Raw genomic sequence first — 9,019 nt, 5'->3', positions numbered from 1 at the left:
GTGATTTCAGTCCAGGCCATCGTGATCTCCATCGAATCTCGCAAATCCGACAGAATCACAACCTGCTGAAATCACTCAACTCTTTTTGGAACGGACACTGAGAGACCCGCTTGCCGCCGACCCGCAGGCTCTGTTGGCCGGAACGCAGGTCGATCCTGCTCGCGTTCATTCGCAGTGGCAATTCTATCAGAGTCTTGATCCGGAGTTCGTGTTGAAGCGGCTAACGGCGTCGCTGGTTCCGCCGGATTCAGTACGACTTTCGATCGTCAATGATCGCATCGTTGCCGAGGGGGAGGCTCCCGACACCTGGATAGATCGGGCGCGCGCAGCGGCCCAACAACTTTCGGCAGGCGGACCGGAATTCGATATCTCCAAGGTTCGTGACGTGAGCCCCGAAGCACGCGCGGCGGAGCGCTGGCAGGCCTATGTGTCGCGACTGGAGGCCCAAGCGGGAATCATCGTCGCCCAACAAACGGTGAGGGGCGGACATTTCTATATTTCCGGCCTGAGAGACCCGCTTGCCGCCGACCCGCAGGCTCTGCTGTCCGGAACGGAGGTAGATCCCGCCCGCGTTCATTCGCAGTGGCAATTCTATCAGAGCCTTGATCCGAAGTTCGTCCTGAAGCGGCTGATGGTGTCGCTGGTTCCGCCGGATTCAGTACGACTTTCGATCGTCAATGATCGCATCGTTGCCGAGGGTGAGGCTCCCGACACCTGGATAGATCGCGCACGCGCAGCGGCCCGACAGCTTTCGGCAGGCGGACCGGAATTCGACATCTCCAAGGTTCGTGATGTGAGCCCCGAAGCACGCGCGGCGGAGCACTGGCAGACTTATGTGTCGCGACTGGAGGCCCAAGCGGGAATCATCATCGGCCAACAAACGGCGAGGGGCGGACATTTCTATATTTCCGGCCTGAGAGACCCGCAGGCCGCCGACCCGAAGGCTCTGCTGTCCGGAACAGGGGTCGATCCTGCTCGCGTTCATTCACAGTGGCAATTCTATCAAAGCCTTGATCCGAAGTTCGTGGTGAAGCGGCTGATGGCGTCGCTGACTCCGCCGGATTCAGTACGGCTTTCGATCATCAAGGATCGCATCGTTGCCCAGGGTGAAGCTCCTGCCGCCTGGATAGATCGGGCGCGGGTCGCCGCCCAACAGCTGTCGGCGGACGGACTCTCTCTAGAAATCTCCGAGCTGCGTGAGTTGACCCCTCCGCAACTCACTCATTTGAGGGAGGCTATTCAAGCGGTCGACATTTTGTTCGATTCTGGCAAGGCTGTACCGGGACCAGAGCAACTGCCGGTTCTCGACAAATTGGCGAATCAGTTGAAGGAATTGGCCAAGGACGCCCGCAAGGCAGGCGTAACAGCACAGTTCATGTTGACCGGCCATTCGGACGAGACGGGCCGTGAAACGGCCAAGTTGTCGATCAGCGCCGCGCGCGCGGAAACAGTTCGTGCGCTTCTCAAGAAGCGCGGCGTCGATCCGGAGTTGCTCTTGGTTCGCGGCGCGGGCACCTTTGAGCCAGCGGAGATTGAAAATAGCCGAACCGGGAACTCCGCCAACCGCAGAGTTTCGGTTACGGTAAACTTCCACTAGGCGGAGCCCAGGATATTGCAAAAGAAGATCTGCATGTTGGGCGGGTTCGCTGTCGGAAAGACCAGTCTGGTTCGCAGGTTTGTGCAAAGCATCTTTTCAGAAACCTACTTGACCACGGTGGGAGTGAAAATCGACAAGAAGAGTGTCGCATTCCCGGACAAAACCGTGGATCTGATTTTGTGGGATTTGGCCGGCGAAGACGATATCGGCTCATTCCGCGTCAGCTATGTGCGAGGTGCGAGTGGGCTCGTGCTTGTCGTCGATGGAACACGCGCTGCTACTCTTGCCGTGGCGCTCACGTTGCGCGAGCGGGCCGAGGCTGAATTCGGCGCTATGCCGTTTGTATTGCTGTTCAACAAATCCGATCTGGCCGATCGGTGGGCAATATCGGATAGTGAAATTGACGAACTGAGGCAACTTGGATGGCAAATCTATCTAACAAGTGCGCTTTCGGGTGAACATGTTGATGATGCGTTTCGTCAACTTGCTTCGATGGTCAGCAAATAAACCATGCATGTCTTGCCAAGAGAAGTTAGAAGCTGGATTTACGATTTCTTCTACAGCGAGCGCTCGGTCGCATATCTGAAAATCGACGCCCAGCTTTGCATAGCTGCGAAGGGCGGTAACGTTAAACATTACGGACTCTCGTCAGTTCGCATAGGTAAGCCTGTTGCCGAGCAGCTTGAATTCATGGAAGGTTTGTTGCCCTGCCCGGAGCTTCCATATGATATGGCCATGGTCGAACTGCCCAGCGGGCGTGTCGCGGACCTCCATCTTTTTGCTGACAATGCCTGCGTGTGGCTGCTCTTTCTTGACGCCGCTGCCGAACGCGACAATAGGCAGCGGCTTCAACAGAAGGCTTATGAAATGACGCTCCTGCAAGAGAGGGAGCGTCAACTCAACGAGAAATTACAATCGACAAACGAGGCGTTGAGGGCGAGCCAAGAGGGATTGTCGCGTGAATACCAGCGCGCCGAAGCCCTACTCCTCAACATTCTTCCGGCGTCGATCGCGGAGCGGCTAAAAGCGCACGAACAAATTGCAGACAACCACGCGGAGGTGAGTGTGCTTTTTGCCGACATCGTCGGTTTTACGGAAAGAGCGCGGAGCGTCGGAGCCGTGACGACGCTCGCTATTCTAAATTACTTCTTCAAGGCGGCGGATCTGCTCTCGGAGCGATACGGCTGCGAAAAGATCAAGACAATCGGCGATTGTGTGATGGTGGTCGCTGGCCTGCCCGCCGCGCGATCCGATCATGCGGAAGCCCTTGCGCACTATGCACTTGAACTGCGGAAGGCGGTTAAGCGCGAACGCTTCGCAGGAGAACCGATAAGACTCAGAATTGGAATTCACTCAGGACCAATCGTGGCGGGCGTCATAGGCAAAAGGCGGTTTGCCTATGACCTATGGGGCGACACCGTTAATCTTGCCGCACGTATCCAAACGTCCGCGGAGCCCGATGAAATCCGTATTTCGGATGCAACTCATCAACTGCTTGGACCAAATTTTGCTTGCGACCCACTCGCGGAAACGGAATTGCGTGGTACAGGTCGTGTGCGAATGTGGCGGCTCCCGGCCTGATTTGCCGCATGGCAGTGCCGACCCGGAAGCGCATTGCATCTCAAGCAACATCATGGTTTCGAATGTCCGCAGCGGTGCGCGAAGCAGTTGACCACCGAGCGACCGCCAAAGGTCTGTCCTGGTCAACTCAGGAAATCAGTTCCTGAGATTTAACGTCGATGCCCAGTTCATAGAACGGCCGGAGGCCTGGGCCGAGGTCGGAATGTCCTGCCCCCGCGGCTAAATAAACACCGCCAAGTACCCGGCGCAACGGTCTGGCTCGGAACGATGACGTCTTGCACCGCAACATCGGTTTCTTCAAGGTAGGGCAACAACGGACATAGATGTCGTTACTCGCCGATCCGACCGGAAGGTTAACAGCACGATGCCACTCATGACTCGACGATTGGGCGCCAGGAACCTGGCGCGCCCGGCACGGCGTCTCGGAGACCTGACTGCGATGTTTGCCCTGATTGCCAGGCCGCTCGTCTTTGGGATCGCCCTTTTGTTGGCTGGTCAGGCGCAGGCGCAGGCGCCCGCGACCGTCCCGCCTGAAAGGGTCAAACAGCTGCTCGAGCTTCTCGACGATCCGTCAGTGAAGGCCTGGGTGGCCGAACAGCGAAATCAGGACGCCGGATCAACGGGAGCGCCCGCCGAGAGAGGGGCTTCGCCGACCGACGCATCGTCCGGCGCCGTGGCCGCACCAGGCCAGATGAATACGATGGCATCCTCGACGCTCGATGGGATCAGGCATCATATCGAAAGAATCGTGCGAACTTTGCCCTTGCTGCCAGGCCAGTTCGCGCGCGTTCGGGCAGAGACGATGGAGGATATGTCCAGCAAGGGGCCTGCCGGCGTATTTGTGCTGATTGCAATGTTCATAGCTGCCGGCCTGGCACTCACTTGGGCAACATTCAAGCTCACCCGTCCATTTCGTCTTTGGATTATCGCGCAACTGAAGGATACGCCTGTTGGGCGAGCCAAGAAGATTGGTGGCCGCCTGCTTTATTCCAGCATGCTGATAGTCTCTTTCGCACTGGGCAGCGCCGGCGCGTTCATGTTGTTCGACTGGCCGATGCTTATCCGCGAGATTGTACTGACATTTCTGATGGCGGCAGTCGTTACATGGGGTGTGCGCATGTACGTCATGGCCATGCTCGTCCCTTCCTTCATGAACGTCGAGAACGCCGTCGAGGTTCGTGCTTTGCCGATCACCAACGAAGCGGCTGACCATTGGTCCTACTGGCTACCCCGGATCGTCGGCGTCTTCGCCTTCTTCGGCGCCGCGTTTATCCTCTTGCCAGGTCTCGGCATCGATCAGGACGGAATGATGGTCCTGTCACTGGGCGCCGATTTCGTGCTGCTGTTGCTCCTGCTGCTCGCCATTTGGCGTCGGCCAAGAACGCAGCGAGACGGTGCGCGCCACATCGGTCACACGGAAGCGACATGGCTATTGACTGCTTATTTCGTCGTCCTGTTCCTGCAGCGTATCGCTGGCCTTTATACATACTTCTGGTTCACCTTCGCCGCATTCTTCCTGCCTTTGGCAATCGTGGTGACGCAGCGCGGGGTTAATTTCGTTCTGCGGCCAGGTTCGGAAGATGTCGGCCGGCCCACGATCCCGGCGGTGACGATCGCTGTCATCGATCGCGGAATCCGAATGATTTTCATCCTGGCGGCGGCTTACCTTCTCGCACGTGTCTGGGGTCTGGACATGCAATCCATGCGGGACAGCGATACGACGACGACGTTCATATTGCGCGGCTTGATCAATGTCGTGGTCATTGCCCTCGCCGCCGACTTCGGCTGGTCGATCATCAAAGCTTTGATCGAACGAAAGCTGGGCATAGAAACACCGCACCCTGTGATCAGCGACGAGGACGTCCCGATCCTCGATCCGCAGCAGGCACGGCTGCACACGCTCTTGCCGATCCTCCAGAATATTCTGCTCGCATCGATCATCGTGATGGCGGTGCTTATGATGCTCGCCTCGCTGGGTATCCAGATCGGCCCATTGATCGCCGGCGCTGGCGTCGTCGGCGTCGCCGTGGGCTTTGGGGCACAAACCATTGTCAAGGACGTCATTTCAGGCGTGTTTTTTCTGCTCGATGATGCGTTCCGTGTTGGCGAATACATTTCATCGGGCAATTACAAGGGTACTGTGGAAAGCTTTTCGCTGCGCTCGGTGAAGCTGCGCCACCATCGTGGTCCGCTGTTCACGATACCTTTCGGTGAACTCGGGGCAGTCCAGAACCAGAGCCGTGACTGGGTTATCGACAAATTCAACATCACCGTTGGTTATGACACCGATATCGACTTCGCTCGCAAGCTGATCAAGCGGATCGGCCTCGAACTGGCGGAAGATCCCGAGTTCAAACACTGGGTGCTCGACCCGATCAAGATGCAGGGCGTACAGGAGTTCGGCGAATACGGCATCGTATTGAGGGTCAAGGCCACAACCAAGCCGGGAGGCGCCTTCGGTATGAAACGCAAATTCTATGTACGCCTCCGCCAGGTCTTCAAGGAGCAGGGCATCGAACTCCCATTTCCGACCGTCCAGGTCCAGGGGCTACAGAACCAACATGGGGCAGAGAATGCACCGTTGGAGATCACGCCCGAGTTGAAAATGGCCGTCGCGCAGTCGCACACTATTCGGCGCAGAAAAAAAGCTAGCACAACGGAATAGAAAAGCTGCGACACCTGCTGGTCACAGCGCGGCTTTCCGCGCATCGCCATGGCAGGGACACTCTCTTCGCCACGTAAGCAAAAGGCGCCCCGAAAGGCGCCTCTTAATCGCTTGATTCCCCTCAAGGAAACTGGAGCGGGTGAAGCGATTCGAACGCTCGACCCCAACCTTGGCAAGGTTGTGCTCTACCCCTGAGCTACACCCGCTCGCGCGGCTTTTGGGCCGCAAGCCGCGCCTATATGGCTGAAGAGCGCGGCGATTGCAACAGGGAATTCGCAGGCTTTTTGCTTCGCCGGCAATGCGGAGAAGCGCTCCTCGGGACGTCGCAAGGCAATCACCCCCGCGTTGCGCGACGGGCTTGTCTTGGCCGCATCATTGGCCGTAAACGGCGTTAGCCGAACAAGCCGTTGAAAGCGGGCCATCAGAAGAAAGACCGATGCCGAAGACCGAAGCCGAACTTTTCGCCTTTCTTGCCGGACTCGGGATCGAGGTATCGACGCGGAGGCATCCGCCGCTGTTCACGGTCGCCGATTCGCAGGCGCTGCGCGGCGAGATTGCCGGCGGCCACACCAAGAACCTGTTCCTCAAGGACAAGAAGGACAATTTCTTCCTGGTCAGCGTCGACGAGGAGGCGGTGGTCGATCTCAAGCAGATCCACCATCTGATCGGCGCTGCGGGGCGCGTGTCTTTCGGCCGGCCGGAGATGCTGATGGAGCTTCTCGGCGTCGTCCCGGGCGCGGTCACGGTGTTCGGGCTGATCAACGACACCGAGCGAAGGGTCAAGGTCGTTTTGGACGAGGAGCTGATGAGCCATGCGGTGGTCAATGCCCACCCGCTGACCAACGAAGCGACGACTTCCATCGCTGCCGCGGACCTGGTCAAATTCGTCGAGGCAACCGGACATGATGCTGTTATCTTGAAAGTCTCGGCATGATCGCCACATGGGTGACTGAAACCGGGTTCTAAAGAAGGATGTTGCGCCCGTCCCTTGGCCGGCGGCGCGACCGAAAGGCGACGAGATGAGTGATAGCAACCCCTTTGGCGGCCCATTTGGCAGCAATGGCGGCCGGTATGCCACCACCGTGCAATATGGCGGCACCGATGCCGCGCGTGAGAAGGTCGCGCTTGCGGAGGCGCCGGCCGACGTCATCAAGGACACAACGACCGCTGGATTTGCCGCCGACGTGATCCAGGAATCGCGTCACCAGCCGGTGCTGGTCGATTTCTGGGCGCCGTGGTGCGGCCCTTGCAAGCAATTGACGCCGCTGCTGGAGAAGGCGGTGAAAGCCGCCGGTGGCAAGGTCAAGCTGGTCAAGATGAATATCGACGACCATCCATCGATCGCCGGCCAGCTTGGCATCCAGTCGATACCGGCGGTCATTGCCTTCAAGGACGGCCAGCCGGTCGACGGCTTCATGGGCGCCATTCCCGAGAGCCAGATCACGCAATTCATCCAGAAGGTCGGCGGCAAGAACGGCGGTGCGCCGCAAGTTGCCGAGGCGCTGGCCGCGGCCGCCGAAGCGCGCGACGCCGGGGACGTGCAGACGGCGGCCGACATTTACGATGCCATCCTGGAACAGGCGCCGGAGACGATCGAGGCGATCGCTGGCTTGGGCGATCTGCTGTTCGAGGCCGGCGATGCCGAAGGTGCCGAGGCGGTGCTGGCGCGGGCGCCGGAAGCAAAGAAGGATGCGCCCCAGCTCGCCGCGCTGCGGGCCAAGATGGCGCTCGCCGCGCAAGCAGCAGTGCTCGGCAATCCGGCGGAACTGGAACGGCGGCTGGCCGAAAATCCCGGGGATCACCAGGCACGGTTCGAGCTTGCCATGATCCAGAACGCCAAGGGTGATCGCATGGCGGCGGCCGACAATCTGCTGGCGATCATCAAGGCCGACCGCTCGTGGAACGACGACGGCGCCAGAACCCAGTTGCTGCAGCTCTTCGAGGCATGGGGCATGACCGACGAAGCAACGCTGTCGGCACGGCGCAAACTGTCGTCGCTGCTGTTTTCCTGAGCCGGCGCAGACTGTTTTGTCGCGCGGGCTTGCGGTGGGCCGCGGCTGCGCCAGATTAGGTTTTCGGACGGCGTTCGATTCAGGTTTCCGGTGTTGCGCCTTGTGCCGGCCGGGAGGAGACGGATTTGGTGCGCTTCCTGACAAAGCGATCGGAGGATTGAGGTGCAGGCGGGAAACGCGCATTACCGGCTCGCTGCGGACTTACCGTCGACCATGCCGATCTTTCCGCTTGAGGGCGCATTGCTGCTGCCGGGAGGCCGCATGCCGCTCAACATCTTCGAGCCGCGCTATCTGCAGATGGTCGACGAGGCGATCGCCGGGCCGCGGCTGATCGGCATGATCCAGCCCAGCCTTGACGGTGCGCTGCGTCCCAACGGCGAGCCGGAGCTCTGCAATGTCGGCTGCGCCGGGCGCATCATTGCGCTGTCCGAGAGCGGCGACGGCCGTTACCTGATTTCGCTGCAGGGCGTGTGCCGGTTCCGTATTGTCCAGGAGCTCACGGTCAAAACACCGTTCCGGCAGTGCCGGTTGGCACCCTTTCTCGCCGATCTCGACGAGGAGCAGGCAGACGCCGAGATCGACCGGCCGGCGCTGCTCAAAGCGTTTCGCGCCTATCTGCAGGCTAACGATCTGGAGGCCGACTGGGAAAGCGTCAGCCGCGCCGAAAACGCCATGCTGGTCAACGCACTGTCGATGATGGCGCCCTACGGGCCGGCCGAGAAACAGGCGCTGCTCGAAGCGGCCGATCTGAAGACACGCGCCGAGACCCTGATCGCCATCACCGAAATGGCGCTGGCGCGCGACAATGAGGATTTCGGTTCGAGCTTGCAGTAGGTTCTTGCCTTCTCCCACAAGGGGAGAAGGGGAAGTCCGCGCTCGGAACCTTAACCGATTGCCTTGTGAAAAGGATGGATCGAATGGCGGATGGACGTGACGGGAACAGGACTGTCGACCCCAAGCTGCTGGAACTCTTGGCCTGCCCGCTGACCAAGGGGCCGCTTGCCTGGGATCCGGAGCGCGGCGAGCTTATCTCGCGGGTGGCAAAGCTTGCCTATCCGGTGCGGGACGGCATTCCGATCATGCTGCCATCGGAAGCGCGTGTCATCACCATAGATGATGCCATGCCACCGCCGCCGCGCCTGGGTGGAACGCCCTGAGTGCTGC

The 9,019-nt window shown here is 59.6% G+C and carries 8 protein-coding genes and 1 tRNA gene; 8 read left to right on the top strand and 1 reads right to left on the bottom strand.

The genetic code is table 11. The features are described from left to right. The first annotated feature begins 133 nt into the window (after positions 1–133). From NKJ91_RS29465 to NKJ91_RS29450, 4 genes are all read left to right on the top strand, one after another. Positions 134–1,597, top strand: coding sequence for an OmpA family protein (locus tag NKJ91_RS29465; protein ID WP_352458339.1), 1,464 nt, complete (start codon positions 134–136; stop codon positions 1,595–1,597). 15 nt (positions 1,598–1,612) lie between these two features. Next, the gene (locus NKJ91_RS29460) at positions 1,613–2,104 is read left to right on the top strand and encodes a Rab family GTPase (RefSeq protein ID WP_254818889.1); all 492 of its coding nucleotides are present in this window, start codon (positions 1,613–1,615) and stop codon (positions 2,102–2,104) included. Between the two features lie 3 nt (positions 2,105–2,107). After that, on the top strand, positions 2,108–3,178 hold the full coding sequence (locus NKJ91_RS29455; protein ID WP_352458338.1) for an adenylate/guanylate cyclase domain-containing protein: 1,071 nt from the start codon (positions 2,108–2,110) through the stop codon (positions 3,176–3,178). A 439-nt stretch (positions 3,179–3,617) separates the two neighbouring features. Continuing rightward, positions 3,618–5,843, top strand: coding sequence for a mechanosensitive ion channel family protein (locus NKJ91_RS29450; RefSeq protein ID WP_352458337.1), 2,226 nt, complete (start codon positions 3,618–3,620; stop codon positions 5,841–5,843). A gap of 131 nt (positions 5,844–5,974) precedes the next feature. Here the strand turns inward: NKJ91_RS29450 and NKJ91_RS29445 are convergent. Next, a tRNA-Gly gene (locus NKJ91_RS29445) sits at positions 5,975–6,049 on the bottom strand. 230 nt (positions 6,050–6,279) lie between these two features. Here NKJ91_RS29445 and NKJ91_RS29440 point away from each other — a divergent pair. From NKJ91_RS29440 to NKJ91_RS29425, 4 genes are all read left to right on the top strand, one after another. Continuing rightward, entirely contained in the window at positions 6,280–6,777 is a 498-nt protein-coding gene (locus NKJ91_RS29440; protein ID WP_352458336.1) for a prolyl-tRNA synthetase associated domain-containing protein, read from the top strand. Between the two features lie 85 nt (positions 6,778–6,862). Beyond that, positions 6,863–7,855: a thioredoxin gene (gene trxA, locus NKJ91_RS29435; protein WP_352458335.1), complete on the top strand. Its 993-nt coding sequence runs from the start codon at positions 6,863–6,865 to the stop codon at positions 7,853–7,855. Positions 7,856–8,017: 162 nt separating this feature from the next. Next, positions 8,018–8,689, top strand: a complete 672-nt coding sequence (locus tag NKJ91_RS29430) for an LON peptidase substrate-binding domain-containing protein (RefSeq protein ID WP_352450238.1) — start codon at positions 8,018–8,020, stop codon at positions 8,687–8,689. Positions 8,690–8,772: 83 nt separating this feature from the next. Beyond that, positions 8,773–9,012, top strand: coding sequence for a Trm112 family protein (locus tag NKJ91_RS29425; RefSeq protein WP_023675986.1), 240 nt, complete (start codon positions 8,773–8,775; stop codon positions 9,010–9,012). Positions 9,013–9,019 lie beyond the last annotated feature (7 nt).

Origin of the sequence: Mesorhizobium sp. M0040, from assembly GCF_040323505.1 — a bacterium.
Taxonomy (GTDB): domain Bacteria; phylum Pseudomonadota; class Alphaproteobacteria; order Rhizobiales; family Rhizobiaceae; genus Mesorhizobium.
This window is presented reverse-complemented; position numbering and strand designations above follow the sequence as displayed.